Annotated in this window: 28 protein-coding genes and 2 pseudogenes; 13 read left to right on the plus strand and 17 right to left on the minus strand. The window is 57.5% G+C overall.

Going from position 1 to position 26,234, the window contains the following annotated elements; all coding sequences use genetic code 11:
* Positions 1–256, plus strand: a pseudogene (locus ABYA88_RS03675) (glutathione S-transferase); the annotation flags it as partial.
* Between the two features lie 21 nt (positions 257–277).
* Here ABYA88_RS03675 and ABYA88_RS03680 read toward each other — a convergent pair.
* The 4 genes and pseudogenes from ABYA88_RS03680 to ABYA88_RS03695 form a co-directional block, all read right to left on the minus strand.
* Positions 278–514, minus strand: coding sequence for a hypothetical protein (locus ABYA88_RS03680; protein ID WP_373185533.1), 237 nt, complete (start codon positions 512–514; stop codon positions 278–280).
* 38 nt (positions 515–552) lie between these two features.
* Positions 553–825 (minus strand): annotated as a pseudogene (locus tag ABYA88_RS03685) (DUF305 domain-containing protein); the annotation flags it as partial.
* A gap of 44 nt (positions 826–869) precedes the next feature.
* Positions 870–1,232, minus strand: a complete 363-nt coding sequence (locus tag ABYA88_RS03690) for a 1-acyl-sn-glycerol-3-phosphate acyltransferase (RefSeq protein ID WP_373185586.1) — start codon at positions 1,230–1,232, stop codon at positions 870–872.
* The gene (locus ABYA88_RS03695; RefSeq protein ID WP_373185534.1) at positions 1,229–2,491 is read right to left on the minus strand and encodes a DEAD/DEAH box helicase; all 1,263 of its coding nucleotides are present in this window, start codon (positions 2,489–2,491) and stop codon (positions 1,229–1,231) included. Before ABYA88_RS03695 ends, ABYA88_RS03690 begins: the two co-directional genes overlap by 4 nt.
* Before the next feature lie 344 nt (positions 2,492–2,835).
* Between ABYA88_RS03695 and ABYA88_RS03700 the strand changes: the two genes are divergently transcribed.
* The 8 genes from ABYA88_RS03700 to ABYA88_RS03735 all read left to right on the plus strand — a co-directional run bounded on the left by ABYA88_RS03700 (position 2,836) and on the right by ABYA88_RS03735 (position 8,503).
* A complete protein-coding gene (locus tag ABYA88_RS03700; protein ID WP_373185535.1) occupies positions 2,836–3,444 on the plus strand; it encodes a LemA family protein in 609 nt (202 codons plus the stop codon).
* Between the two features lie 2 nt (positions 3,445–3,446).
* Positions 3,447–4,211, plus strand: a complete 765-nt coding sequence (locus tag ABYA88_RS03705) for a YgcG family protein (RefSeq protein ID WP_373185536.1) — start codon at positions 3,447–3,449, stop codon at positions 4,209–4,211.
* A gap of 19 nt (positions 4,212–4,230) precedes the next feature.
* Complete coding sequence (locus ABYA88_RS03710) at positions 4,231–4,848, plus strand: TPM domain-containing protein (RefSeq protein WP_373185537.1); 618 nt, start codon at positions 4,231–4,233, stop codon at positions 4,846–4,848.
* 26 nt (positions 4,849–4,874) lie between these two features.
* Entirely contained in the window at positions 4,875–5,576 is a 702-nt protein-coding gene (locus ABYA88_RS03715) for a competence/damage-inducible protein A (protein ID WP_373185587.1), read from the plus strand.
* Positions 5,577–5,620: 44 nt separating this feature from the next.
* Positions 5,621–6,352 (plus strand): DsbA family protein, encoded by a 732-nt coding sequence (locus ABYA88_RS03720; protein WP_373185538.1) that lies wholly within the window; start codon positions 5,621–5,623, stop codon positions 6,350–6,352.
* Between the two features lie 65 nt (positions 6,353–6,417).
* Complete coding sequence (locus tag ABYA88_RS03725; RefSeq protein WP_373185539.1) at positions 6,418–7,113, plus strand: VWA domain-containing protein; 696 nt, start codon at positions 6,418–6,420, stop codon at positions 7,111–7,113.
* Positions 7,114–7,245: 132 nt separating this feature from the next.
* Complete coding sequence (locus ABYA88_RS03730) at positions 7,246–7,533, plus strand: hypothetical protein (protein WP_373185540.1); 288 nt, start codon at positions 7,246–7,248, stop codon at positions 7,531–7,533.
* Positions 7,534–7,753: 220 nt separating this feature from the next.
* Positions 7,754–8,503: a DnaJ domain-containing protein gene (locus ABYA88_RS03735; protein ID WP_373185541.1), complete on the plus strand. Its 750-nt coding sequence runs from the start codon at positions 7,754–7,756 to the stop codon at positions 8,501–8,503.
* On the opposite strand, the gene ABYA88_RS03740 is transcribed toward ABYA88_RS03735, so the two are convergent.
* The 5 genes from ABYA88_RS03740 to ABYA88_RS03760 all read right to left on the minus strand — a co-directional run bounded on the left by ABYA88_RS03740 (position 8,500) and on the right by ABYA88_RS03760 (position 12,537).
* Positions 8,500–8,829 carry a hypothetical protein gene (locus ABYA88_RS03740; RefSeq protein ID WP_373185542.1) on the minus strand — a complete coding sequence of 110 codons (330 nt, stop codon included), beginning with the start codon at positions 8,827–8,829 and terminating at the stop codon, positions 8,500–8,502. The two genes, ABYA88_RS03735 and ABYA88_RS03740, sit on opposite strands and share 4 nt — an antisense overlap.
* 46 nt (positions 8,830–8,875) lie before the next feature.
* Complete coding sequence (locus tag ABYA88_RS03745) at positions 8,876–10,051, minus strand: trans-acting enoyl reductase family protein (RefSeq protein WP_373185543.1); 1,176 nt, start codon at positions 10,049–10,051, stop codon at positions 8,876–8,878.
* 253 nt (positions 10,052–10,304) lie between these two features.
* Positions 10,305–10,724, minus strand: a complete 420-nt coding sequence (locus ABYA88_RS03750) for an HPF/RaiA family ribosome-associated protein (RefSeq protein WP_373185588.1) — start codon at positions 10,722–10,724, stop codon at positions 10,305–10,307.
* A 140-nt stretch (positions 10,725–10,864) separates the two neighbouring features.
* On the minus strand, positions 10,865–11,635 hold the full coding sequence (locus ABYA88_RS03755; RefSeq protein WP_373185544.1) for an SDR family NAD(P)-dependent oxidoreductase: 771 nt from the start codon (positions 11,633–11,635) through the stop codon (positions 10,865–10,867).
* Between the two features lie 152 nt (positions 11,636–11,787).
* Complete coding sequence (locus ABYA88_RS03760; protein WP_373185589.1) at positions 11,788–12,537, minus strand: NAD-dependent deacetylase; 750 nt, start codon at positions 12,535–12,537, stop codon at positions 11,788–11,790.
* A 195-nt stretch (positions 12,538–12,732) separates the two neighbouring features.
* On the opposite strand from ABYA88_RS03760, the gene ABYA88_RS03765 reads away from it, so the two are divergent.
* Positions 12,733–13,953, plus strand: coding sequence for a permease (locus tag ABYA88_RS03765; RefSeq protein ID WP_373185545.1), 1,221 nt, complete (start codon positions 12,733–12,735; stop codon positions 13,951–13,953).
* A 65-nt stretch (positions 13,954–14,018) separates the two neighbouring features.
* Here the strand turns inward: ABYA88_RS03765 and ABYA88_RS03770 are convergent, their stop codons facing one another.
* The 4 genes from ABYA88_RS03770 to pyp form a co-directional block, all read right to left on the minus strand.
* On the minus strand, positions 14,019–14,345 hold the full coding sequence (locus ABYA88_RS03770) for a hypothetical protein (RefSeq protein ID WP_373185546.1): 327 nt from the start codon (positions 14,343–14,345) through the stop codon (positions 14,019–14,021).
* A gap of 116 nt (positions 14,346–14,461) precedes the next feature.
* Positions 14,462–15,118 (minus strand): hypothetical protein, encoded by a 657-nt coding sequence (locus ABYA88_RS03775; protein ID WP_373185547.1) that lies wholly within the window; start codon positions 15,116–15,118, stop codon positions 14,462–14,464.
* Positions 15,119–15,283: 165 nt separating this feature from the next.
* Positions 15,284–16,591, minus strand: coding sequence for an AMP-binding protein (locus ABYA88_RS03780; protein WP_373185548.1), 1,308 nt, complete (start codon positions 16,589–16,591; stop codon positions 15,284–15,286).
* Positions 16,592–16,628: 37 nt separating this feature from the next.
* Entirely contained in the window at positions 16,629–17,006 is a 378-nt protein-coding gene (gene pyp, locus ABYA88_RS03785; protein ID WP_373185549.1) for a photoactive yellow protein, read from the minus strand.
* 236 nt (positions 17,007–17,242) lie between these two features.
* On the opposite strand from pyp, the gene ABYA88_RS03790 reads away from it, so the two are divergent.
* Positions 17,243–17,875: a LysE family transporter gene (locus tag ABYA88_RS03790; protein WP_373185550.1), complete on the plus strand. Its 633-nt coding sequence runs from the start codon at positions 17,243–17,245 to the stop codon at positions 17,873–17,875.
* Positions 17,876–18,312: 437 nt separating this feature from the next.
* On the opposite strand, the gene bfr is transcribed toward ABYA88_RS03790, so the two are convergent.
* The 4 genes from bfr to ABYA88_RS03810 all read right to left on the minus strand — a co-directional run bounded on the left by bfr (position 18,313) and on the right by ABYA88_RS03810 (position 23,469).
* Positions 18,313–18,777, minus strand: coding sequence for a bacterioferritin (gene bfr, locus ABYA88_RS03795; protein ID WP_373185551.1), 465 nt, complete (start codon positions 18,775–18,777; stop codon positions 18,313–18,315).
* 136 nt (positions 18,778–18,913) lie between these two features.
* Positions 18,914–19,159 carry a bacterioferritin-associated ferredoxin gene (locus tag ABYA88_RS03800; RefSeq protein ID WP_373185552.1) on the minus strand — a complete coding sequence of 82 codons (246 nt, stop codon included), beginning with the start codon at positions 19,157–19,159 and terminating at the stop codon, positions 18,914–18,916.
* A gap of 34 nt (positions 19,160–19,193) precedes the next feature.
* Positions 19,194–22,340, minus strand: coding sequence for an efflux RND transporter permease subunit (locus tag ABYA88_RS03805; protein ID WP_373185553.1), 3,147 nt, complete (start codon positions 22,338–22,340; stop codon positions 19,194–19,196).
* 4 nt (positions 22,341–22,344) lie between these two features.
* Positions 22,345–23,469: an efflux RND transporter periplasmic adaptor subunit gene (locus ABYA88_RS03810; protein ID WP_373185554.1), complete on the minus strand. Its 1,125-nt coding sequence runs from the start codon at positions 23,467–23,469 to the stop codon at positions 22,345–22,347.
* Between the two features lie 214 nt (positions 23,470–23,683).
* Between ABYA88_RS03810 and ABYA88_RS03815 the strand changes: the two genes are divergently transcribed.
* Positions 23,684–23,929: a DUF2789 domain-containing protein gene (locus ABYA88_RS03815; RefSeq protein ID WP_373185555.1), complete on the plus strand. Its 246-nt coding sequence runs from the start codon at positions 23,684–23,686 to the stop codon at positions 23,927–23,929.
* A gap of 159 nt (positions 23,930–24,088) precedes the next feature.
* On the plus strand, positions 24,089–26,224 hold the full coding sequence (ovoA, locus tag ABYA88_RS03820; protein ID WP_373185556.1) for a 5-histidylcysteine sulfoxide synthase: 2,136 nt from the start codon (positions 24,089–24,091) through the stop codon (positions 26,222–26,224).
* The last annotated feature ends 10 nt before the right edge of the window (positions 26,225–26,234 follow it).

Raw genomic sequence — 26,234 nt, forward strand, 5'->3', positions numbered from 1 at the left:
GACCGAGAAGCCGCAACAGCGTCAATTGGGTATGGTCAGCACGACCTTCAAGGGCGTTTCGCTCGAGGTGGGTGTGGAGCCGTATCTGCTTTTTCTGCTCCAGCGGGCGGTCAATGCGTTGCAGGGACTTACTGATGCAGAAGTCGGGCGGGTCGACGATTACCTGCAGTGTTTCGGTCTGGCGGGGGCTCTACCGCGGGGGCTCAAGTACAGTGTGGATCGTCGCAACAATATCGAGGTCTGGGCTATTGTCTGAGCCGCGCTGCGCCGCGCCGCGTTACTGGCTGGTGCTGCGGCAGTCGTACCAGCCGCGGTAGCCGACCCGTAGGCCTTCATTCAGTGAGAACACCACATCCGCAGCACGCTCAGGCTCCGCCTCGGTGTCACCTCCCTCGTCAGCGGGAGCCATGGTCAGTTCGATCCTGGCGCCGTAGGCGAGCAGTACTGCTGGCTGGGACAGCCTTGCGGGTTCGAATGCTTCCTGCATCTCGAGCAGAACAAGCTTGCCGCGCATCATTCTCTCCCCTCGAGATCGTTGATCAGGTATTGCATCTATGCGATTTCGCGCTGCTGCGCTTCAATTATTTCTTCGGCGAGCTTGTGTACCCGCGGGTCTGAAATCTGCGCTCTTTCGCTGGTCATGATGGCGATGGAGTGGTGCGGAATCATGGCCTTCATGTAGTCGACATCGTCTACCGTGCTCTGGCTGCGTACCAGCCACAGGGTGGCTGCGAACACCAGGATGCTGCCGCAATAGATTGCGATGTCGATTTTCTTGTTTGTGTACATATTCAGCATGTAACTGAGCATGATGATGGCCATTAGGTTTCGCTTTTATTTGACGGAGTTTCTTTCATTCCAGAGTATTTTTACCGGTCTGGACAACCGCTGTGGATGCCGGCGGGGGGGACGTTGGCGAAGCACTGATAGATGCGGTGCATGTCGGCTGCCAGATCCTCGCCGGGATGCAGGATCAGGGAATAGGTCAGTTCCTTGCGCTGATAGTCAGCGGTGGCCAGCACAATCGGTACTCCGGCAGCACGGGCAATATGATGGAATCCGGTTTTCCAGCGGTCAGCATTGCTGCGGGTGCCTTCTGGCGTGACCACGACAATGACTCGCTGGTGGTCGACGAATTGCCGCGCGGCTTGCCGCACCACTCCGCAAGCTTTGCTGCGATCTACCGGTATGCCGCCTCGCTGGTTTTTCAGCCGTGCGAAGCTGTCAGTCAGCTCTCATCAAACCAGTTGCCCAGATGTATCTTCGATTTGCCTTTGCCGGGGGCGATTTTAGGCTTCTTCGGCTTTTTCGGTTTCTTGACGATATGCCCGCCGAGCGTAGTAACAGGTACGCGATGTGTGGGCACAAAGTCGGGTTCTTCCTGGCGTGGCAGGGTCTGACCCATTAGCGCTTCGATGGCGGCGAGTTGGGCTACTTCATCGGCGCTGACCAGCGAAATTGCCTCGCCGCTTGCACCCGCTCGTCCGGTGCGACCGATGCGGTGAACATAGTCCTCTGCCGCTACTGGCAGATCGAGATTGACCACATGGGGCAGGGCGTCGATGTCCAGGCCGCGAGCCGCAACATCGGTGGCTACCAGCACCTGCACCTCGGCCGCCTTGAAACGGGCGAGCGCTCGCAAGCGCGCTGGCTGCGGTCTTTCACCGTGGATCGCATCGGCGGTGATGCCTTTCTTCTGCAATGCCTCGACCAGTTGGTCCACGGCATTGCGTGTCCTGGCGAACACCAGGACCTGTCCCCAGCCACGCTGTGCAAGCAGATGCAGGAACAGTTCTGTCTTGCGCTTCTTGTCCACCGGCAAAGCATACTGCTTGACAGTGACCGCTGCCGCGTTGCGCGGGCTGATGTCGATCATTAGTGGATCACGTAACAGCTCCTTGCCCAGCGTGCGAATCGCCTCTGAAAATGTTGCAGAAAAAAGCAACGTCTGGCGCTTGCGCGGTAGTGCGCTGAATATCTGATCCAGTTCCTCGGCGAAACCCAGGTCCAGCATGCGGTCGGCCTCATCCAACACCAGCATCTGCAATTGACCGAAGGTCACTGCGTTCTGCCGGTAGAGGTCCAGCAGTCGTCCAGGCGTCGCTACTAGTACATCTACGCCTTTGCGCAGCGCCATCATCTGCGGATTGATCGAGACTCCGCCATAGACAGCATAGCTGCGCAGCGGTACATCCTGTCCGTACATAATGAAGCTCTGCAGAACCTGCTCGGCAAGCTCGCGAGTGGGTACAAGTACCAGCGCGCGGGTGCGATTGTCGGAGACGCGCGGCCCTTCCTGTAACAGCTTGTGCAAAAGGGGCAAGGCAAAGCCGGCAGTCTTGCCGGTACCGGTCTGAGCCGCTGCCATTAGATCACGGCCTTTGAGAATGATCGGAATGGCCTCATCCTGAATTGGGGTGGGCGTAAGGTAGTTCAGGCGTTCGAGCGTGCGCAGGAGTGGATCGAGCAAGCCGAGGGAGGTGAAGGACATGGGGCTAACCAACAGAAAGTTAGGCTCCAGTTTACCTGTGCCTGTTTGCGGAAAGCCAATACAGGGCGTCGAGTTCTCGCCTTGCGCGCGGGCAAGCAGGGGCGTCATGGCGAGGCCAGCGCTGCCAAGGGACATTGTTGAAAGAAAGGTGCGTCATCGGGTTTCATTGGGACGTCCTCAGGGCCTCATGAGTTCAGCATGAATTGCATTCGGGCACCGGTACAGCGCTAACAGCTGGCTTTCAACTGATGCTGTTTTATGTTCTGCTCTTCATACCGTGACATCGATTATCGTTGTCGGTATGCCCCCTAATGGGCGAAAGCCAATGAAATGGAAAGCACAACATGTCCAAGCACCATTATCTTTTTACCTGGCGACTTACGTTTGTTCTTCTGCTCGGCAGCCTGCTCGCCGGATGTGGTATCAATAACATTCCCACCTACGACGAGCAGGTAAAGTCGGCCTGGTCGCAGGTGGAAAATCAGTACCAACGCCGCGCGGACCTGGTTCCGAATCTGGTAGAAACGGTCAAGGGCTTTGCCCGCCAGGAGCGCGAGACGCTGACTGCTGTAGTCGAGGCGCGGGCCAAGGCAACGTCGATCCAGATCAGTGCCGAAGATCTGAATGATCCGGCCAAGATGCAGCAGTTCGAACAGGCTCAGGCGCAGCTGACCGGAGCTCTGAGTCGCCTGATGGCAGTCTCGGAGCGCTATCCGGATCTCAAGTCGAATCAGAATTTCCTGACGCTGCAATCGCAGCTCGAAGGTACGGAAAACCGGATTGCAGTTGCACGGCGCGACTACATTGCTGCAGTTCAGCAATACAACACTGAGATACGTACCTTTCCCGGCCGTATCTGGCATAGCCTGATGTACAGCGATATGCCGCTGCGCGAAAACTTCGAAGCCACCACCGTGGACGCCGAGCAGGCACCGGCTGTGCAGTTCGAATGAATATGCGCAGATTACTCGTAGCCTGGCATTTGGTGGCTCTACTTCTGCTCAGCGGTTTAGCTGCTGCCCAGGTGCCGTCGGTGGGCGATGCGGAGCTGCCTGAGCTGACGGGGCGTGTGGTCGATCAGGCGGAAATGGTAGATCCGGCGACAGAGACTCGCCTGACTCAGATGCTCGCCGCCCATGAGCAGGCGACCGGGGAACAGGTTGTGGTGGTTACCCTGCCAGATCTTCAGGGCCGCAGCATCGAGGAGTTTGGCGTTGCACTCGGCCGTGCCTGGGGTATAGGGCAGGCGGATGAAGACACCGGCGCGCTACTAATAGTGGCACGCGATGACCGTAAGATTCGTATAGAAGTAGGCTACGGACTGGAAGGACGCCTGACTGATGCGCAGTCCTCGGCAATCATCAACAGCATCATCACACCGGCTTTTCGAGCAGGTAACTTCGAGCAGGGTATCGCCGAAGGCGCCGCAGCGATGGTTCAGGTTCTCGGTGGTGACCCGCTGCTCGCTGCCAGCGGTCGACCGGTTGCCGAAGAGGGCGATAAGCCTCCCGGTGGCCTGTTCATCATTTTGCTGTTTGTAGTGCTTTCACTTATACGCGGCGCGTTCGGTGGACGTGGTGGTCGCGGCGGCAGAGGTTTCGGCAGCGCGATTCTGGCTGGAGCACTACTCGGCGGCATGGGTCGTGGCGGCGGTGGTGGAGGCGGTTTCGGTGGTGGCGGTGGCGGCTTCGGTGGCGGTGGTGCCTCGGGCGGCTGGTAAACTCAATCATGGATTCCAAATGACTCTTCTTACGCAAAGTGAACAACAGCAGGTAGCCGATGCGATCGATCGCATCGAACTCGACACCGATGCCGAAGTGGTGACGGTACTGGCCGCCCGCGCTGATGACTACCAGTACATTCCCTTGCTCTGGGCCGGGGTAATTGCGTTGCTGATTCCCGGGCTGGTGGTGCTGCTGACAGACTGGCTGGGCGCGGCAGAACTATTGCTGGCCCAGTGGATAACTTTTGTTGTGCTGGCCCTGGTATTTCGCCTGCCGCCAGTCACTACCCGGCTTATTCCCCGCTCGGTGCGGCACTGGCGGGCAAGCAACCTGGCCCGGCGACAGTTTATCGAACTCAACCTGCACCATACGAGTGACGCCACGGGCATGCTGATCTTCGTATCCGAAGCCGAGCGGTATGTTGAAATTCTGGTAGATCGTGGTATTTCCAGTCGTATCGATGATGCGGTCTGGGAATCGATCGTCGAAACTTTTACTCAGAAGGTCCGCGAAGGGCAGGTACTGGCGGGTTTTCTCGGTTGTATCGAATCCTGCGGTGAGCAATTGAGTCAGCACGTGCCGGGCACACATGAGCGTAACGAGCTGTCCAACCGCCTGGTGGTGCTACCCTGAACAGTCGCACTATCGGGCTCATCCTGATTGGCGACGAGTTGCTCAATGGTCGCAAGCAGGACGCGCACCTGCCAGCAATGATCCCGCGCTTCGCCCAGCGCGGTCTGGATATCGGTTGGGTTCAGATGATTGGCGATGACGCCACACTGATTACCCGGACGATTGAGGGTTCGCTGGCTCGCGGGGATATTGTCTTCTGTTTCGGCGGCATAGGTGCCACACCAGACGATCTTACTCGTCAATGCGCTGCAGCAGCGCTGGGTGTCGAGATTGCCTTGCACCCCGAGGCGGAAATGGAGATCCGCGCCCAGCTGGGCGAGCGCCTGAATGCCAAACACCTGCGTATGGGCGAGTTTCCGAAGGGATGCCGGATCATTCCCAACCCGGTTAATCGTATCCCCGGCTTTTCGATGTGTGATCACCACTTCGTGCCGGGTTTTCCGCGTATGGCCTGGCCTATGGTCGAATGGGTGCTGGACCACGATTATGCGCGGTTGCAGGCGCCCGGACAGTATGTCAGTCAGACCCTGGTTCTCACCGATACATCAGAAGGCCCGCTGATTCCGCTGATGGAACAGCTGCTTGCCGAATTTCCCCGACTACGTCTGGCCTGCCTGCCCAATGCCGATGGGCGTCATGAGGTGGAGCTGAGCCTTAAGGGCACGCCGGAAGATGTTGTGGCAGGTATGGACCGGTTGCGCGAGTTATTGATCCTGCACAAAAAGTAGATGCTAAGCTGCGGGTACATGTATTTTTAACCGAGGAATCAAAGATGGGTGAATCAAAGCGTCGTCAGGCAACGGGTGAGCCGAGTCCGCAACGTCGCAAGCGTGCCGGCCGCAATGGTCTTGTCTGGGGAGTCGTCGTTTTGGTTGTGGCTGGTGCTCTGGCACTGGCGTTCTACCTGGCCACCCCGGGTACCGGACCAACCGCTGCCTTGCCAACGGTACCGGATGATGCCCCGCCGTTTCCGGCCGAGGTCGATCGTTTCGGTGTGCAACTGGGTGAAGATGATGCCCCGGTTGTGGTCCGCGAGTTTGCCGATTATCAGTGCCCAGCCTGTGCCAGGTTTGCAGTCTCAATGGATCAGCTGAAAAGCGAATACATAGATACTGGCAAGGTACGCTTGGTGTTCTTCGAGATGCCACTGGCGCAGCACAGCAACGCCATGCCTGCGGCGATAGCTGCGCGCTGTGCAGGCAATCAGGATGCGTACTGGGGCATGCACGATGCGCTGTTTGCCAATCAGGCCAGTTGGAGCGCTACCAGCGATCCTTCAGACCTGTTCATCGCATATGCCGAGGATCTGGGGCTGCATGAGGGGCGTTTCGAGCGGTGCCTGACCGGCGAGCAGCCGCGCGCCAAAGTCGAGGACAGTCTTGCGGTAGCCAGGCAGCTGCGGGTGTCGAGTACGCCGACGGTTATCGTTGATAACGTTCCACTGGCACGCTCCAGCTGGGAGCAGTTATCTGGCGTCATCGAGCGGCAACTCGAGCGCGAGTAATAGTCCGGATCGGGACGAGGCGACCAGGAAATGCCGCCTTGTTCCGGTAACCGAGGAATCTTTGTATGTCCGACAAGCCCGTCAAGCCGCGTTCTGATACCCGTTCGATCGACGCCTTCATAGACCAGGTGCGGTCTTTGCCGGTTGCGACCGACAGTCAGGGCCGACTGATTTTCGCGTTGGATGCCACCGCCAGTCGCGAGGCTACCTGGGATCAGGCAAGTGATCTGCAGAGTGAGCTTTTCCTGGCGGCTCAGGATCTGGGCGGTCTGTCGATTCAACTGTGCTACTACCGCGGCTTTCGCGAATTCAAGTCCACCCGCTTCGTTGACCAGCCCCGGCAACTGCTCAAACTGATGAATGGTGTCCAATGTCTTGGCGGAATCACCCAGATAGGCCGCGTGCTGCAACACGCAGTGCAGGAGACACGTTCCAGGCCGGTCAAAGCGGTCGTATTCATTGGTGACTGCTGTGAGGAGTCTGTCGATGAGATTTGCCATGCCGCCGGTGAGTTGGGCATGTTGCGCACGCCAGTATTCATGTTCCAGGAGGGCGGTGATCCTCATACAGGCGCGGTATTCAGGCAGGTCAGCACCTTGTCAGGTGGTGCCTATGCGCCCTTTGATCGCAGCAGCCCTCAGATGCTCAAGGAATTGCTAGGTGCAGTGGCTGTCTATGCCTCCGGTGGTCGTAGAGCGCTCAAGGATTACACCAATCGAAGCTCTTCCGAGGTCAAACGACTTACCAGTCAGATCCGATGAAAGTGTTTCGGTCGTTGATGGTTGATGGTTGATCGCCGGGAGGCACTGTGCCGGCGGTTGTCGGCTTTCCGGAACATTTTGGGCTGGTCGGGTGTCCCTAGTTTTAGATTCATTTTTATTAGGAGTGCTCGCATGAGCAAGAAAGAAGCTTATCAGCAGAAAGTCGAAGCCCAGCTCGATGAACTGAACGCCGAAATCGACAAGTTGAAAGCCAAGGCGAAGAAAAGCAGCGCCGATGCGAAGATCGAGTACCAGGATCAGATTGACGACATGCAAGCTAAGCAGAAAGCAGTCAGGAAAAAGTTCGATGAAGTGAAATCCGCTAGCGAAGGGGCCTGGGAAGATGTGAAGAGCGGCCTGGATAGTGCCTATAATAACCTTGAAGATGCAGTCAAAAGGGCCTCCTCACGCTTTGGTTGAGCTTGCTGGTTAATCAGCATCGCAACTGCTATCGCACTAAATGACGACCGGCCAATGAGCTGGTCGTTTTGTTTTGGGCATTTGTCAGCAAATCTGACAAGGGTGTTTGATAATAGTGGGAAACAGCTATCCTGCCAGCCGGTCCTGATGAATACGTTTTGGCAGTGCATTGAAGCAGTCCGAGAAGACTGCCGTGGACTGCCCCTCCAGAGGAATAAAAATGGCGGCACTGCTGGTTATTGGGTTTCTGGTCTTCGGTATCGGTTGGATCTGGATACGCAGCCTGCCGGCACCTCAGCGCAAGAATTCGATTATCAAGTTGCTCGTCGTGGGCACCGTAGCGGTTGTCGCCATACTTGCGTTGACCGGTCGCTTCTATCTTGTCATGGCACTACTCGCCGGCCTGTTTCCGTTGCTTCGCCGGATATTACCGGGCCTGTTATTGGGGAAAATCTTCCGCGGCTACGGCATACCGGGAATGGGCTCAAGAGGCAGCAGTGCCAGTTCCGGCAATCAGTCAAAAGTCACCAGCGAAATACTGGCAATGACGCTGGATCATGACAGCGGGAATATGACCGGCCAGGTTCTCAAGGGGTCGTTCTCCGGCAGGGCTCTGGAGGAGCTGGGTGAGCAGGAGTTTATCGAGCTGTTGCAATATTGCCGGGAGAATGACGACGATTCAGCACGCTTACTCGAGAGTTATCTGGATCGGCGCTTCGGAGACTCCTGGCGTGAAGACGATTCAGCGGCAGGTCAGGGAGATGATCGGAGTCAGCGAGGTAGCTCAGCACGTGCCGGGGCGCTTACCGAAGCGGAGGCCCTGGAAATTCTTGGTCTGCAGCCGGGAGCCAGCCATGAGGAGATAGTCCAGGCCCATCGGCAGATGATGCAGAAAATGCATCCCGACCGGGGAGGGAGCACCTATCTTGCCTCGCTGATCAATGAGGCGAAGGATGTTCTTATCGGTTAGCCGGAGCGGCTGGAACTGTCTTCGGGGCCGCGTTGTGGCTGATACTCCTTGCAGAAGGTGGCCCCCACCGAAAGGCAATGCTCGACCCAGCCGGATCCGGGGTTGATATCGAAGGACTCCTCCGGCCCGCTCAAGATCGCCTGTGTGGCTGCTTCGCGAGTGTCGAACCGTATTGGCAGGTGATAGCCGGCTTGTGCCACCTGTTCGGGCAACAGCAACTGGGTTCCGGGGCCGTCCGCTATGCTCCAGCCACCGTCGCGCAATCTGACCGCATAAAGCGCACGCTCCACCGGTACAGCTTCGCTGTAGTCGTTAACTATATGCAAAACGATCTCCTGTCCGGGCTCCCTCTGATGAGGGAGCCGCGATGGTTCAGTCCTCGACCTGGAAGGTCAGGCCGGCGTTTTTTTGCAGCCGATCGATCAGCAGCGAGCCCAGCGCCGAGGCGGGTGTCCAGATGCCACCAGAAGCAGCATCGGGATTCTTGACCAGGCACACAGCACTCTCGGAAATCATTTTCGAGGTGGACCCATAGCCGGGATCCTTGTCTCCTTTGACGCTGACCTTGAGGCTATCGCCCTTGTCATTCGAGCCGGCGAAGAGCACATCGTAATAGCCGTTTTCACGCTCTTCCTTTGAAGGTCCCTCACCCGGCTTGCGTGGGTCATTGGCCATGGATTTGTCCGCCGCAACGGCATTCGCAGTGGCTTCGCCTTTCTCGCCGGGGCCGGTGAGCATCATTTCGTCATAGACGAAATCCTTGCCGTACTCATGGCCGAGCAGGAAGTTCGAGCGATGGATGTTCTTGGTATTGATTGTGGCCATGACAAACGGAGCGGACCAGCTGTTGAGATCTTCATCGTAGCTCGGCTTGTTACCTTCGGGCTGCTTCGCACCGGTGAAGCCTGGCGTCAGAGCGAAGGGATCGCCAAGCACTTTCATCATTTCGGGTTTCTTCGAGGCAGCCGCCATGGTGGCCTTGAAACTGGCAAGGGTGCCGCCGGAGAAAGTGCCTTTCATCGCCCTTACGCGGCCCTTGATGCGGGTCATGGGGGCACCGAACTTTTCCTTGGCCTTCACCTGCAGAAAATAGGCGCCCAGATCGAACGGCACCGAGTCGAAGCCGCAGGAAAATACGATGCGTGCACCGCTGGACTTGGCGTCTGCATGGTGCTTGGCGATCATTTCGTGCATCCAGGCAGGTTCGCCACACAGGTCCACGTAATCGGTGCCGGCTTTGGCGCAGGCTGCGACCACATCCGAGCCGTACAGCTGGTAGGGCCCTACGGTGGTCAGGAGAACCCTGGTGTTCTCGACCATGGTCTTGATGGAGTTGAGATCATTGGCATCGGCGACAATCGTCGGCACGTCGGCGGGGATACCCATCTCGTCGCGCACGCTGTCTATCTTGTCCTGACTACGGCCAGCCATTGCCCATTTGACTTCGCCATTGACGCCGTATTGCTTGTTCAGGTATTCGCAGACCAAACGGCCGGTATAGCCAGTGGCGCCGTAAACGATGATATCTAGTTCTCTGTCCTTGGACATGATTTGATCCTCTGTTGCAAAAGGGTGTACGACTGAATCCTAGCTCAGGTCCGGTATCGAGCAAGGAAAAACAGATAGCGGGTATGTGGCCTCGCTGAATCGACAATAGGCCCAACCGCAAGACTGCTGAAGCACTATCGTTCAGCGCCATCGTCAATTATTGATAACAGGAATCGGCGGCCGGAGAATCAGGGGGTAGTCCAGGCAAATCCGAAGAGCAGGGGGCTGCTCTCCGGCTGGCAATAAAGACATTTCAGAGTTGTTGTTCCTGGGTGAGAAAATCCTCTTCCAGGAGCGCGTCACGCTTCTCGCGGGCCGCTTCGTTATCTTCCGGAGCCTCGACCATCTTGGGTGAGGTGCCACGTACATCCAGTTTGCCCATCATATGTTCCAGTGCGTGCCGCGCCTTTTCCGCGGCGCCATTGACTGCCAGTTCAAGGGACTCGTCGTGGTTGGTCACCGATATCGGCTGATGACCTCTTGGCCGCATTTCAATCTGGCACCGCTTGTCGCGCGCGCCGGACTTGTGAGCGTTTTCATCGCTTACGTGCACCTCAACACGGGTCAGGAAGTCGTCGAAACGCTCCAGCTCGTTTGTCACGGCCGCGGTCACCCATTCCTGAAACGAGACGCTGGCGGTTTCAATCTGATTACTGTTAATCAGTACTTGCATCATAGTGTGATTCCATTTTTCCGCTGTGAAGTTTCTTGGCTGCTATCTTCACCGTAGAGCAGCCAGCGTAGATTGGCAACTGCTCTGCGACGTCACCTTGACGCGCGTCATCCCAAGCGCATTTTTCGCCTGGTCAATTTCTATCTCGCGGTATAGCCGCCGTCTATAACCAGCTCACTGCCCGTCATGAAGCGCGATTCGTCAGATGCCAGATAAAGAATGCCATAGGCAATGTCGTCTGGCTCTCCCACATGCCCCAATGGGTGACGGCTGTCGAGCGCCTTGCGGAATGCCTCAACCCCCTCGGAAGACTCTTTGCCGAGCTGCTCCACCAGCGGAGTCCAGATGAAGCCGGGATGCACTGAATTTACCCGTATCCTGTCCTCGGCATAGAACAACGCATCATTCTTGGTCATCAGTGTTACAGCGCCCTTGGAGGCATGGTATGGCGGCAGATCTGCGGCACCGATCATGCCGTAAATAGACGACAGGTTGATAATGCTGCCGCCACCCGCCTGGCGCATGACAGGAATCACGTGCTTTGTACAATAGAACACGCCATTCACGTTCACATCGATGACCTTGACCCACTCATCCCGAGTAACCTCGTGCGTTGGCTTGTTCACTCCGGAAATACCCGCGTTGTTGATCAGAACGTTGATGGTTCCAAACTGTTCGACGATATCGTTGAATACCGAACGCACCCGGTTTTCGTCGCTGGTGTCGAGGGACCAGTAACGCGCGGTTCCACCGGCCTGCGTTATTGTCTCGACCACCTCGTTGCCAGCGTCGTCGTTAATGTCGGTGACCGCTATTATCGCTCCCTCGCGGGCAAGAAGCAGTGCCGCAGCCTTGCCGATGCCCAGTGCAGCTCCGGTTATAACGACTACTTTATTCCGTGCTCTATCCACATTGACCTCCCAAGCCGGTTGCGCGCATCGCCGGAATGACGACGCGCTCAGACTTTTGACGGCAGCTCTGAAGAAAAGACTCCTTTTCTTTACGGTGCGCAGATGGACAGACCTGCGGCCAACAATTACAACCAGCTTTGTTCAGCCAGACCTCAGGCAAACGCGCCTGCTACAAGAGCCGGTAGTACGACGCCGGCGGGGCCCTTGATGCTGGTTTCTCGGGGATGCTGAGGGGTTGTCGCCTGCGGATTGACGTGCATGACATGGGCGCCGTGTTGCAGCGCAACCTCGGGAATCAGCGCGGCAGGCTGCACGACTCCGGAGGTGCCAACAGACAGAAGCAGATTGCAATCACCCGCTGCATCAAAAGCGTCCTGGAATGCTTGCTCCGGGAGGGACTCACCAAACCAGACGACGCCGGGCCGCACCGGGTTGTTGCATGTCTCGCAGCTGGGCGGCTCGATCCTGCTACCTTCCTCTGCACTCTCTTGCGCCTGGATGTTGAAGGGATGCAGCGCGGCGCAAACCGAGCAACGCGGTGACTGCAAATTGCCATGCAGGTGGATCACATCGGTGCTACCGGCACGCTCATGCAGGTCATCCACGTTCTGGGTTACCAGAGTCAAACGCGGGACCCGGGACGCGAGTTCTGCTATGGCCATGTGGGCAGCATTGGGTTGCGTTCGCCGCAACTGCAAGCGACGCCATTCGTACCAGCCCCACACCAGAGCGGGGTCACGCTCGAAAGCATCGGGCGTCGCGAGATCCATTGGATCATGTAACGCCCACAAGCCGGTCAAAGCATCACGAAAAGTCGGTATGCCGCTTTCGGCAGACACCCCTGCACCGCTAAATACGACAACATGGCTCGCCTGTCTGAGCAGGGGTAAACAGAACGCAATGTCCTCTTCTTTCATCTGATTTGGATCCCGAAACTTTATGCACCTTTGCTTTCAGCTTAGTCACTGTAGCGAAAGCTTTAAAGTTTCAGCACATGCTCATGGGAAGCATCCGACAGGGCCAGGGTTGAGCCGGCAGGCAGGACGACTACCCTGAAAATGTCACTTGCAATACCGATGGTCGGCAAAAGGAGCCTGATGGACAACTTCTTGCAGCGGTGGAATGAGGCTGCCATGAGCAGCCTGGGTTTTTTCTGGATGGCGTTGTGGGCCTTCATGCTGGGGTACGTGATAAGCAGCCTTATCCAGGTGCTGGTAACGCGCAAGCGTATGCAACAGGCGATGGGTGAAACCGGCCCGAAAAGCATGTTGCTCGGGACTTTCTTCGGGTTCATCTCCAGCTCCTGCAGCTTCGCCGCCCTGGCGACGACCCGCGCCCTTTTTCAGAAAGGGGCGGGGCTGGCGCCGTCCATGGCCTTCATGTTGGCATCGACCAATCTGGTGATCGAGCTGGGTATTGTCATAGCGATTTTTCTCAGCTGGCAGTTCGTCGTCGCCGAATATGTTGGTGGCCTGATCCTGATTCTTTTCGCCTGGGCTTTCATTGTCATCTCCCGCCCTGACAAACTGATCAAAAATGCGCGTCAAAGGCTTGCCGACAAGCACGAAGAGAATGGCGACGGCGAGGTTGGTGACTGGCGCTCCAAGATCAGGAGTCGTGAAGGTTGGCAGGAAATAGGTATGACCTATGTCATGGAATGGCAGATGGTCTGGAAGGATGTGCTGATCGGCTTCACGGTCGCGGGCATCATCGCCGCCTTTGTCCCGGAAAGTTTTTTTCACAGTCTGTTCATTGGCGCAGGAGAGGAGGGCGACCCCGGATTCTTCGCGCTGCTGGCGCAGACGCTGGTGGGGCCAGTGGCCGCGTTCTTCACCTTCATCGGCTCGATGGGCAATATCCCACTGGCGGCAGTGTTGTTCAGTAATGGCGTCAGTTTTGCGGGCGTGATGGCGTTCATCTTCTCCGACCTGGTGGTTTTGCCGGTACTGCGAATCAATGCGGCCTATTATGGCTGGAAAATGTCGCTGTACATTCTTGCGCTGCTTCTCAGCGGCCTGGTGTTTGCGGCCCTCGCGATGCACTACGGCCTGGCCATGATGGATCTGCTACCAGACAACGAAACAGTGAGAACCGTCGCCGAGCGCGATCATTTCGAACTCAATTATGGGTTTGTGCTCAACCTGATCTTTCTGGCGGTTTCCGCTGTAATGGCATGGTTCTGGTGGCAGATGCGTCAGAAGCACAAGGAGCATGATCATGGTGGTGGTGGCGCGAGCACGGTTCAGAAGGTGCTTGGCGTGCTCTCGGTTATCGCGGTCGCCTGGCTCGCCGGTGGCTTGCTGGCAGGGTTGGCATGATTTCGAGTTTGGCACTCCCACTAAAAAGGGCCCGAAGCGGGGCCCTTTTTAGTATTGCCTGATTATTATTCCCCAAGCTCGCTTACTTCAGGCTCATCAGGGTAAGTTTTTTTGTATGCGCTGCTGTGTACTGCAGCGTCTTCACCGGTCTCCGACGCATCCACCTCGGCATCGTCCTGCGGATTCATCCGGTCATCACCGGTTGCGTCATCCGCCTCACCGCGGTTGTGCTTCACTGCTTTTGGATCAGCACCTACGCTGACACCGGTTCCGGCGCGGGGGCTCTCTTCATGGATAGTGGTGTCCGGAGTAGTATCTTCTGCGATGGCTGGCGCAGCAATGCCAAGAGAAGCGAGAGCCGCAGCGGCGGTAAGCATTTTGATGTTGACCATAACAAGGATCTCCTTTTTGGGGTTACGCAGCCGAAAGAGAAATACCTCGGCTGCTTGGCCTGCAGCTCATACGACAGGTACTACCATCTGGAGTTCCCACTTTATTCCTTAGTAGCTCATTGGGCATTGTCGTACCGCGTGACCACAGCATTTGCCATTAACTTGCGCGAGCCGATGACGCCAGTATTCATGCTGCCATATACGCTGGCCACATCGCCTTCCTCTACCTGCTGATAGCCGACTTCATCCATCGGGTTGTAATCCATCGGGTTGGTATCGATTGTAATGCTGCGGTTGCCGGTATTAAGCGTGAACTTGCGGCCATCGACGGATGAAACTGTACCGGTATATGAAATAGCACCGACAACGATCGGGACCGTTGGCGTCAGATCGAAGGCGACAAACTCTTCCTCATCGACGGAGCTGGCGTAGAAGTAGGTGCCCAGGCTTTCCACGTAGACGCTGCTCGCCTCAATGGTAGTATCGGTGAACAGGTTCTGATCGACCCTTCCGTAAACGGTGACATTGTCACCATCAAGCAGGGGCGCGGCGTCAGCGTCACGATCCCAATCGTCCATCTCGACGACAATGGAGCCGTCGCCGTAATTCAGGACGAAGGTGTTGAGCCCCGGGTTTTCTATCTCGCCACTGAGGCTGATCCAGGAGCCATCAGGTTCAATGCGAGGCGTCTGGGCCGCAGCGGTTGCAGAAACCAGCGATGCGGCGATGAAACTGATCGCCAGGGTCGTGCATTTCAGGTTTGGGGTTCTCATGGAGCCTCCCGTAATGGAAATGAGGGTTGTACAAGTCCATGGTCGCCAACACGCGACGGCGATGCGCTGGGGCACCGCATCCTGATAGGGTTGACATAGGCGCTCAGGAAGGGTTCCGGTGATCTGGTCGGTGGAAGGCAGGCTGATAATGCCCGGATACGCAGGCTATGCTAGTGGCCCAGGCCCGGCGTTGTGGTCGCCGAAGGGTTCGCGTGAAGCGGCTTCGGTTCCTATTGGCCAGTCACTTTGCTTGCCCATGGCATTGCATGGAAGCTGCGAACCGAAAGTGAATGACTTGGGTCTTTCTGCGGCCGAAAGATTTCTTGCGCACCAGGCATGTAGCCGTGCTTCAAATGACTCACGATCATGCTGCTTTGTATCTGGGACGATAAAGGCCTTCAGACGCACACCTTCGTCGGGGGCCATAAGCCGGACAGCCGCAGCCGCTACATCTGGAAGGTTCTGCAGGCGTTCGGCAATGTTGGCCGGAAAGACGTTGATGCCGCCGACCTGGACAGCTTCGTCGCGGCGGCCGGCGGGGCGAAGATGGAACTGGTCTGCCCAGTCCAGATTGTCGCTCAGCTGGTATTCCTCTCCGTTATCACTGTCAGCAAGGGCGTGCGGGCTCTGACAGCGTATCCAGCGGGGCAAAAGGCGGAAGGCCGCCTGCGGATCATCGCGGAAACCTATGCCCGCTGTCTCACTCGAGCCGTAGACCTCGACCATCCGGTCCAGTCCCTGGTCTCGCAGCTCCCGAATGATCGACGGGTCACAGGGACCGGTTGAGGTGATGCCTGTCACTCCAGGTGGAAACTGTGCGCCCTGTCTGCTCAGTTGCTGCCAGATGAAGGGAAAGCCGATGATCAGATCGCCAGCTTCCAGCTTACCTCGCTGAACAACCGAGAGCGCTTTGGCGCCGCGAATCACCGGCAGGTTGAGGTGCGCGGGCAGCAGAACGCTGAAGATGAAGCCATAGATATGGTGGCACGGGCTGAGTGCAATGATACGGGCCGCTGGCTGTTTCGCATCCGGACCTAAATGGCTGGCAAAGAAACCGGTTTCGCCAGCAAGGCTGTCCCATCGCTGCAGACATTGCTTGGGCGTTCCCGTGCTGCCTGAGGTAGCAAAGGTAATATTGCGGGACCCTCGTTCGCGCGCCGCTTCGACAAGCTCTGACCATTCGCCAAGCGTCTTGAAGCGCAACAGATAATCTTCCAGTCCGCTGTCATAGATATTGAAGAAGGTGGCAACGCACGTTGCCAAGCTGACCAACTCCAGCGAATCTGCACCAATAGCCATCTGGCCGGGCTGAAGTAGGCTGGTGTCCTGCACCTCGCCCACCAGAGTTGATGCACTCCACCGCTCGCTACCAATCTGGTGCGAAGACTGGTGGCGTAGCGCTTTGAGTTCATCAGTCACTAACGAGACAATGACAACCAGCAGGCTGGTTCTATCCAGTTCTAATGGGTTCAAGCTGGCCTCGGCAGGCTGTCTGAAGGGATGGAAGGAATCAGAGACGCTTCACGAACACCCAGTAGGAATCGCCAGTCAACGCCTTCTTCATATGCACCTTAACCTTGGTGGGCTTCATCTGATAGTCAAACACGTATTCGAACATGGTGTTCAGGTCGCCTGATTTTACACCGCTGGCAAAGCGGCCTTGAAACTCGGGTCGGTTGGTACATGGAGCTACCTCACGGAAGAAGTTCTTGCCTATTACTTCGCTGGGTTTGCGACCAGTGATATCGCCTTCGGCAGCGTTGTACTGAATGATCTTGCCGGTTGCATCGAGCTGGATGGCGCCGAAAGCAACTTTATCCAGCTGTCCGGCTGACATTTTTGCAAGTGAGTTCTCGATATCATTGGATCCAAAACTGACAATTTCCATGGTAGCTCCTTTGTGCAGGCCTATGTTCAGGTGATGGCGATTTGCCAACCTGTACAAACATTATTAGATGTATAGTTCTTGGTCAAGTGTTGACGTCAATTTTGTGGTGGCATGATTGAATGCCTAAACCTCTACTGTCGCTCGAGCTGACGATCAACGGTTCGCGCTATGCTATGCGGCAGGTTGTACCTCGGGCTCGGGCCTGGCCCGGCATCGGATATTCCCAGGAGAAACAAATGAACATTGAAACCTGGCTGGCCTTTCTGGTGGCTTGCTGGATCATCAGCCTGTCGCCCGGCGCTGGAGCCATTGCGTCGCTTTCCAGTGGCCTTAGCTACGGTTTCGGTCGCGGCTACTGGACCGCCATCGGGCTCCAGCTGGGTCTGCTGCTGCAGATAGCGGTGGTGGCAGCAGGAGTAGGGGCGCTACTGGCAACCTCGGAAATGGCTTTCCGCTTGATCAAGTGGTTTGGCGTGGGTTACCTGCTGTTTCTGGCGGTGCGGCAATGGCGCTCGCGTCCTGTCGATATGACCTCAGAAGCCGATGTGCGCCCGCTGGGCAAACCTCTGGCCCTGGTATTTCGCGGCTTTTTGATCAATGCCAGTAACCCGAAGGCCGTGGTGTTCATGCTGGCTGTGCTGCCGCAGTTTCTGGATCCCGCTGCGCCGATGGCCCAACAGTATCTGGTGATGGCGGCGACCATGACAGGCGTTGATCTCATCGTCATGGCCGGCTACACAGGGCTCGCCGCGCGGGTTTTGCGGTTGTTGCGCTCTCCACGTCAGCAACGCTTGCTCAATCGCATTTTCGCCGGCCTGTTTGGTGGAGCGGCGGCGCTGCTTGCAACAGTGCGCCGCGCCGCAGGCTAGTGGCCGGAGGAAATAGCACCTGGGAGAATCAGTGGCCGGGATTCCCGGCCTCGCCTCGGGTTTGCTGGGGAACACCCTTGCTCGAGTGGGTATCGCTGCCGGTCACCTGGCTCATGCTGCTGTTCTGCGGCGCTGGAGAATGCCCGGCCGCCTGCTCCCGTGACGCGGCCGCTCGTGTCGAGTTCAGCATTGCATTTAGACATGTATTTACGTTGGACAGTGCTCGAGGGGGAACGAAAAAGGCTTTGCTGGATGAGACGTCTTGGTGTTTTCGCCGCGCTTACAGCTGAAGCTGCAGAGCAGATGCGCAAGACAACCAAAGAAGCAGAATATTTGGGCGAGGAGGGAGGCGCGCTAATGCATCTGAACAAGGTGGCAGACCCTGGGAGCGGTATCCGACGGGTGATGCCGGGCCGCTACCAGGTATCAGGAAGCGTTTACATCTGAGATTGCAGGAAATTCTCCAGCCCGACCTGATTGATCAGGTTCAGTTGAGTTTCGAGCCAGTCGACATGCTCTTCCTGGGACTCAAGAATGCTCTCGAGCACTTCGCGGCTGCCGTAATCGCCGGCCGTTTCGCAATAGGCAATTGCAGCACGCAAATCCGGCAGTGTTTTCATTTCCAGCTTGAGGTCCGACTGGAGAATCTCGGGCACATCCTCGCCGATCAGCAGCTTGCCCAGATCCTGCAGATTTGGCAGGCCTTCGAGAAACAGAATCCGTTTAACCAACTTGTCAGCGTGCTTCATTACGTCTATCGATTCGTGATATTCCCGATCGCCCATCTTGTCCAGACCCCAGTCCTGCAACATACGGGCATGCAGAAAGTACTGATTGATGGCGACCAGTTCGTAGCCAAGAATGGTGTTGAGATGCTGGATAACCTTTTTGTCGCCTTTCATGACTCTGCCCTCGGGTGCGTTCAGGCCAAGAGTTTGGATTGCAGGCATGGGACTGTCAAATGTGCGTCGGCGAGCAGGTTGCAACAGACAGGTATAATCAGGCGGCGGATCTGGCGCCCGGCAGGAAAATCAGCAATCAGGCGGCGACAAATAGGGCCGTATGCATAGGACCAGAGGCGCCCGCGAGGGTCGATTCACTGAGCAGGGACTTGCAGTCCCGGCCGCACTTGCCGCACTGGTTGGCCACGTCCAGGGTTTGGCGCAGATCGCGCATACTGCACGCGCCTTCGTTGATCGCATTCCGGATCTGCTTGTCGGTGACACCCTTGCAAAGACATACATACATGGCATTGATCTCATAGAAAATCACTATGCTTTGCATGCTAATGCTAACGAGAATGATTGTCAAAAAAGTATCACGTACTTTTTTTGCCGTGGCGTTCCTGCCACTGCAGCACCATGACTGTGAGGGCCGGCAGCATGGTCAGAGTGACCAGTGTGGCACCGATAATGCCTGCCATCACAATCACCCCAACGCCGCGGTAGAGCTCGCTCCCGGCTCCAGGCAGGAATACCAGCGGAGCCAGGCCGCAGATCGTGGTGATGCTGGAAATGGCGATCGGGCGCAAGCGTGATTCCACGGCTTCCTGCACAGCTTCGATTGGACTCATGCCCTCATCCCGCACATTGCGCGTGGAGCGGTCGACAATCAGGATCGGATTGTTGACGACGGTACCCATCAGGATCAGGAAGCCGAGCATCGAGATCATGTCGAAAGGCTGGCTGAGCGTACCCAGCCCAAGAGCCTGCATCGCCTCACCGATAAGATTGAGCAGGGCGAGGCCGGCAATTCCCCCGGCGAACCCCAGCGGGATCGTCAGCATGATCAGCAGCGGGTAACCCCAGTGGCTGAATATCGCCACCATCAACAGGTAGACGATGACCAGCGCCACAAGGTAGTTGTCTGTCAGCGAATCGCGGGTCGCGTCCAGCTGGTCTGCTGCACCGGAGATGGTAAGAGTGACATTCGTCGGTACCTGCGCGGTTTCCTGCAGATAACCCACGACGTCTTCGCGCACTTTCGCAACACCGGTTTCCAGTGCCACCGAACGAGGCGGAATGATGTTGAGGGTAATGGTTCGCCGGCCATCCTTGCGCCTGACGGTGCTGGTATCAACGGTTTCTTCCAGCGTCATCAGCTCGGACAACAACAGGGTCTCACCCGCAGGTGTATGCACTGCAATATTGTCGAGGGTTTCCAGCGTGGCATTGGGACCCTGCTGGTTGTATAGGTACATGTCGATCTTGTCGTCATCGAGAAAGAACTCGTTGACGAATGCGCCGTCGGTCAGCGCAGCGACGGCAAAGCCGATATCTGCGGTGGTCATTCCGACTTCTGCCGCGCGATCGAAGTTGGGTTTTATCTGCAGAAGCGGCTGCGCCAGGGATAGACTGGAGGGCTGGGATTGTACGCGCGGATCATCGAAAACCTGTTCGGCGCGGCTATAGGCTGCCTGCGCGACCTCGTAGAGTGATGCCAGGTCGGGCCCGGAAATATCCAGATTGACGCTGCGGGTGCCGCCATCGTTACTGCTTATGATCGAACCTCGGGCAGCGAACGCGCGCATGCCGGGATAGGTTTCATATTTACGTTCCAGCGCGTCCATCAGATCGCGTATCTGCCCGGGATCCTTTGATTGGGTGATGATGCGAATACTCTGCGGCGATACGCTCATGTTTATGTAGGCCATCGCCGGCACTTCAGTTTCGCCGCGCGCGAACATTTCCGGGTCGTCATCGACGAAGGGCAGAAAGTAGGCCTGCAGCTCGTCGGCATAGCCCTGCATGGTTTCCAGGTTGTAGCCCGGTGGCGCATTCATCGAGGCGAAGGTTTTGGGTTCTTCCCCTTCCGGCAGGTATTCGGCTGGGGGCGTCAGCAGCAATACGACTGCCAGGCTGGTCGCCAGCGTGCCGATGATAATGCCGAAGCGCCGAACACGGGTCTGGATCAACCAGCCGAGGCTGTTGACGATACCCTTGCGCAGACGCTCGCGGCGGCCTTCGTCGAGGGTGGCAGAATTGAGTTCAAGGCGCGCGCTGAGGGTCGGAATCACCGTGACCGCGACCAGCATCGAGACAAAGATCGAGGCCGCAATGGCGATGGCCACATCCGAGTAGAGCTGGCCGGCCTCTTCGGTGATAAACACCACCGGCAGGAATACCATGATCGTGGTGAGCGAGGAGGCGAGCACCGCCGGCCAGACTTTCTGTACCCCCGAAATGGCGGCCCGCAGCCGGTCAAGCCCGCGGCGGCGTTCCAGCTCGATGCTCTCGAGCACCACGATACTGTTGTCCAGTGTCATGCCGATGGCAAAGGCAACCCCGGCCAGCGAAATCACGTTTACCGTGCGCCCGAACAGCATCAAACCGAGAAATGCAGCAATGGTACAGATCGGAATGCCCATTACGCCAAGCAGCGTAGCGCGGAACGAGCGCAGGAATAGATACATGATCAGCGTTGACAGCAGCGCGCCGAGGATCAGGTTTTTCCAGACATTGAAGATAGAGGCTTCCACATAGACTACATCGTCGGCAGAGAGCTCCAGGCGCATTCCGGCAGGGTTGAGCAGCTCGTCATTGATGCGCTCGACTTCCTCCAGCATGTCCTGTTTGATCTGGATGACGTTGGAGCCGCTCTGGCGGCGAACCGACAGACTGATGACCGGATCACCGTTGACGAAGGAACGGTCTCGGATACGAAAATGATCCAGGCTGATTTCGGCTAACTCGCCCAGGCGCACGACGCTGTCTCCTTCGCGCTTGACTACCATCGCGCGCATTTCGTCCAGGTCCTCGAAGCGGCCGACGGTACGCAGCAGGTAGAGGCGCTTGCCACTGCTTACTTCGCCCGCCGAGACGTCGAGGTTGCGCTCGGCGATCGCCGAGCGGATCTCACCCAGCGTGATATCGTGTGCCGAGAGCCGTTCTGGGTCGAGGCGGATCTGTATCTGTCTCTGGGCGCCCCCGCGAACTTCGATCTGGGCGACGTCCGGGACGCTGGACATGCGGGTGCGGACATTGTCTTCGATGTAGTCGCGTATCATGTCCATATCAAGGTTGCGCGGGTTGCCCGGCAGCGGCGCCACATAGAAATACATGAAGGCATTGGCTGAAAATGAAGTAGCCGTTACGCGCGGCTCGTCGACATTTTCGGGGTAGGAGGGCACCTGGGTCAGTGCATTATTGACCCGTATCAGGGTCTCGGTGATGTCGACTGCGAACGGAAAATCCAGCTCGATTTCTGCCGAACCGGTATTTGCGCTCGAGGTGATCTCCTCCAGATAGGGAATATTGCGCAAGAACTCTTCCTGCTCGATAAGAATTTCCTTTTCGATATCCTGCGGAGTGGCGCCGGGCCAGCTGGTCTGCACCGTGATGGTCCGCGTCTCCAGGTCCGGGATCATCTGCACCGGGATGCGCAGGGCGGCGATCACTCCAAGCACGCAGATGATAAGCACGCTGACAGTAACAAGGATGCCGTGGCGGACGATCTGCTCGAACATGCGCCTAGCTCTCCGAATCGATTATGTGCACCTGCTGGTCTTCACGTAGTGCCTCGTTACCGCGGACAACGACTTCCTCGCCGGCCTCCAGACCGGAAACGATTTCCACCTTGCCGGCGAAACTGAGGCCTGGTTCCACCTGTTGCTCGGTGACCCTGGCCTGGTTTTCGTTTTCGCCGCGCTCGACGATCCATACCGTGACCCGGCCGTCGGGATAGCGCAGCAGCGCGTCGCGGTTGACCGCAACACCTTTCTCTCCGCGGGCCAGTCTGAGGGTGGCATCCACGGACATGCCGGCAATCAGCATGGGCGGGCGGTCTTCTTCATCCAATGCGACACGAAGAAGAAAGGTGCGAGCCCGTTCCCTGCTTTGCGGCACCTTGTGCACGACCTGACCGGTAAAGTTTTTCCCGGGGTAGGCATCAAAGCGCAATGTCAGGCGGCTGTCGTCTTCGATCATCGGATAGAACCGTTGGGGCACCTGGAAGTCCGCACGCAGCGCCTGCGACGATATGATTTCAAGCAGGCCGGTTCCGGGATTGACCCACTCGCCGATCTCGACCAGCTTGCGGCTCAGTGTGCCGGAGAAGGGGACGGTGACATGGTGGCGGCGCAACTCGGCTTCGCGCTGCTGCACTTCGGCCCGGGCAACGGCAAGCTCGGCGCGGTCAACCTCGACCTGGGACTGCCTCGAACGCACCTCGCTGGCTGCGATGTTGTTGCTCGCCCCCAGGGTTTGTGCCTCGGCAAGACGCCGCTCGCTATCCTCGAGCCGCTCACGGGCGCTGGTTGCGCTTGCCCGGGCACGCTGCAGGGCAATCCCGGCCAGTTCGTCATTGAGCCTGAGCAAGGTGTCGCCTGCATCCAGCCGGTCGCCGATATCCACATCCAGCTCGCTCACCAGTCCAGACACCTCGGCGGACAATGTCGCCACACGGGCTGCGGACAAGCTGCCGGTAAGCGGAACTTCATTGACCAGTTCGGTGTTGCTCGCCTGTTCGACTTCGACCCGTACGGCGCTTTCGCCCTGCTTCGCATGGGCGGCTGAAATCGAGCCGATCATTGATACTGAAAGAAGAGTAACGATGCAAACCCAGGCCCCGGGCCTCGCGTTTACTGATGATGTCATGGGGGAAAGCCCGTTGCAGACGAGGTTTTTCAGGATACACAAGCACTCATGACGCGCAACTGCGCGGGTCCTGGCAGACACGTTGTGTAGTACCTTTATTCAACCCGGTTTGCTGTTGCAGCTTTCTCAAGGCTGCGCAACCGAAGGTTTTTGCTACTCTCATAGCAATAGGTCGTGCATTTGTCCGACCCACAGATACCCACAGGAGAAAGATATGGATACACAGCACAAGAACATGCAGACGCTGTTCGAACAGTTGGGGCTGGACGGCGGTGAAGCCAGCATCGAAGCTTTTATCGCGGATCACTATCCCCTACCCGACGACGTGAAGCTTTCCGAGGCCCCTTTCTGGAGTCCGGGGCAGCCCGCTTTTCTCAAGGAAGAAATAGTCGAGGACGCCGAATGGGCACCAGTGGTCGACGAGCTCAACGTTCGCCTGCATGCCAATATTCCTACTTAGCAATAGCATCCCGAGGCCCGGCGGGTATCTGTTCCGCCGGCATGTCGCATTCCTGAAGAAACGAATGCACACGATTTTTAAAAAGCGCGAAGCAGGGCCGGTGGCATAATCAGTGTACGCACTCAAGAGCAGCGGACCCACCGCCCAAGGACCTTGCCAATGACTATCGCCGAACAATTCCATGCCTCCGGAACTGCCCTTTTGCAGCGAACCCCCGATCTCGACGGTGGCGATCCGGAAAGCAAACGTGCGGAGATTGCAGCCTATCTTGTTGCGGTTTCCGATCGTTACGAGTCACTGTTCCAGACCTTGGCCAGCGACCAGGCTTTCTACGAGAAGGCCATACCCCTGCGCCACCCACTGATCTTCTACTACGGCCATACCGCCACGTTCTTCGTCAACAAGCTAGTGCTTGCCAAGCTGTTGCCGGAGCGCATCGACCCGCGGCTGGAATCGATCTTCGCTGTCGGGGTGGACGAGATGAGCTGGGATGATCTGGACGAAACCCATTACGACTGGCCCAGCGTGGCGGAGGTAAAAGCCTACCGCGACAAGGTGCGGGCTGCCGTGTTGCAGTTGATTGATACCTTGTCTTTGCAGCTGCCGATTACCTGGAGCAGCGACTGGTGGCCGATAATCATGGGTATCGAGCACGAACTCATTCATCTGGAGACCTCCACGGTACTGATACGCCAGCACCGCCTGGATTATCTGCAGCCCCGGCCCGACTGGGCGCCATCGACCGGGCATGGCGCGGCTCCTCACAACGAATTGGTGACGGTGTCGGAGGGCACGGTGCAACTGGGCAAGCGCAAAGAAGCGATGCAATACGGTTGGGATAATGAGTACGGCTCACGGACAGTTGCAGTTGAGGAGTTCAAGGCGAGTCGTTATCTGGTCTCCAACGGCGAATTTCTCGAATTTGTCGAAGCCGGCGGCTATCGTGCTGACGCGCTCTGGGATGAGGAGGGCCTGCAATGGCGACAGTTCGCCCAAGCGACCCATCCGACCTTCTGGATACCCGGCTCCGGCTGGCGCCTGCGACTGATGACCGAAGAGGTCGAGATGCGGTGGGACTGGCCGGCGGAAGTCAATTATCACGAGGCCAAGGCGTTCTGTAACTGGAAGGCCGAACACAGTGGCGAGCCGATTCGCCTGCCCACCGAGGATGAGTGGTATCGCCTGTACGATGTCGCTGGCGTGGGCGAAATTCAGGCCCATGCTCCTGCTGCGGCTAACCTGCAGCTCGACCATGGCGCATCCCCCTGTCCGGTCAACCGCTTCGCTCACGGCGAATTCTTCGATGTGGTCGGTAACGTATGGCAGTGGACCGAGACACCCATGTATCCGTTTGACGGTTTCGAGGTGCATCCGCTGTATGACGATTTCACCACGCCGACCTTCGATAACCAGCACAATCTGATCAAGGGCGGATCCTGGGTTTCCTGCGGCAACGAAACACGGCGCAGTGCCCGTTATGCCTTCCGTCGACACTTCTTCCAACACGCGGGGTTCCGTTACGTGTCCAGTCATGCCGAAGCGAAAGAGCCAAATGCCTACTACGAAAGCGATCGACAGATGTCCGAGTACGCCGAATTCCATTACGGCGATACCTGGTTCCACGTGGCGAATTTTCCCGCCGCCATGGCACGGTTGTGCATTGAGGCCATGGGTGACAAGCCGGCGCGCACGGCACTTGATCTGGGCTGCGCGTCCGGCCGGGGAACCTTCGAACTGGCACGGCACTTCGGGCATGTGACCGGCGTCGATTTTTCCGCCCGGTTCGTCGGTCAGGGCGTGGAAATGGCCGAGCAGGGTGTTCTGCGCTATACCCTTACCGAGGAAGGTGATCTGGTCTCCTATCGTACAGCTACGCTGCAGCAGCATGGCCTCGACGTTACGACTGACCGGGTTGCCTTCTTCCAGGGCGATGCCTGTAACCTCAAGCCGAAGTTCACCGGCTACGATCTGATCATGGCGGTAAACCTGATCGATCGTCTGTACAATCCGGGACAGTTTCTTGAGCAGGTTCACCAGCGTCTGAACGTCGGCGGCTTGTTGGTTGTAGCCTCGCCCTATACCTGGCTGGAGGAGCATACCCCGAAGGAGCTGTGGATCGGTGGCTACAAGAAAGACGGCGAAAGCTATACGACACTGGACGGCTTGCGCGACATACTCGGCGAGCATTTTGTTCAGATCGGGGAGCCGCGCAAACTGCCGTTCGTGATTCGCGAAACGCAGCACAAATTCCAGCACAGCCTGTCCGAGGTTACTGTCTGGGAACGCACCCGCTGAGTTGCCTGAC

The sequence above is a fragment of the Halopseudomonas sp. genome (assembly GCF_041579695.1).
Taxonomy (GTDB): Bacteria; Pseudomonadota; Gammaproteobacteria; order Pseudomonadales; family Pseudomonadaceae; genus Halopseudomonas.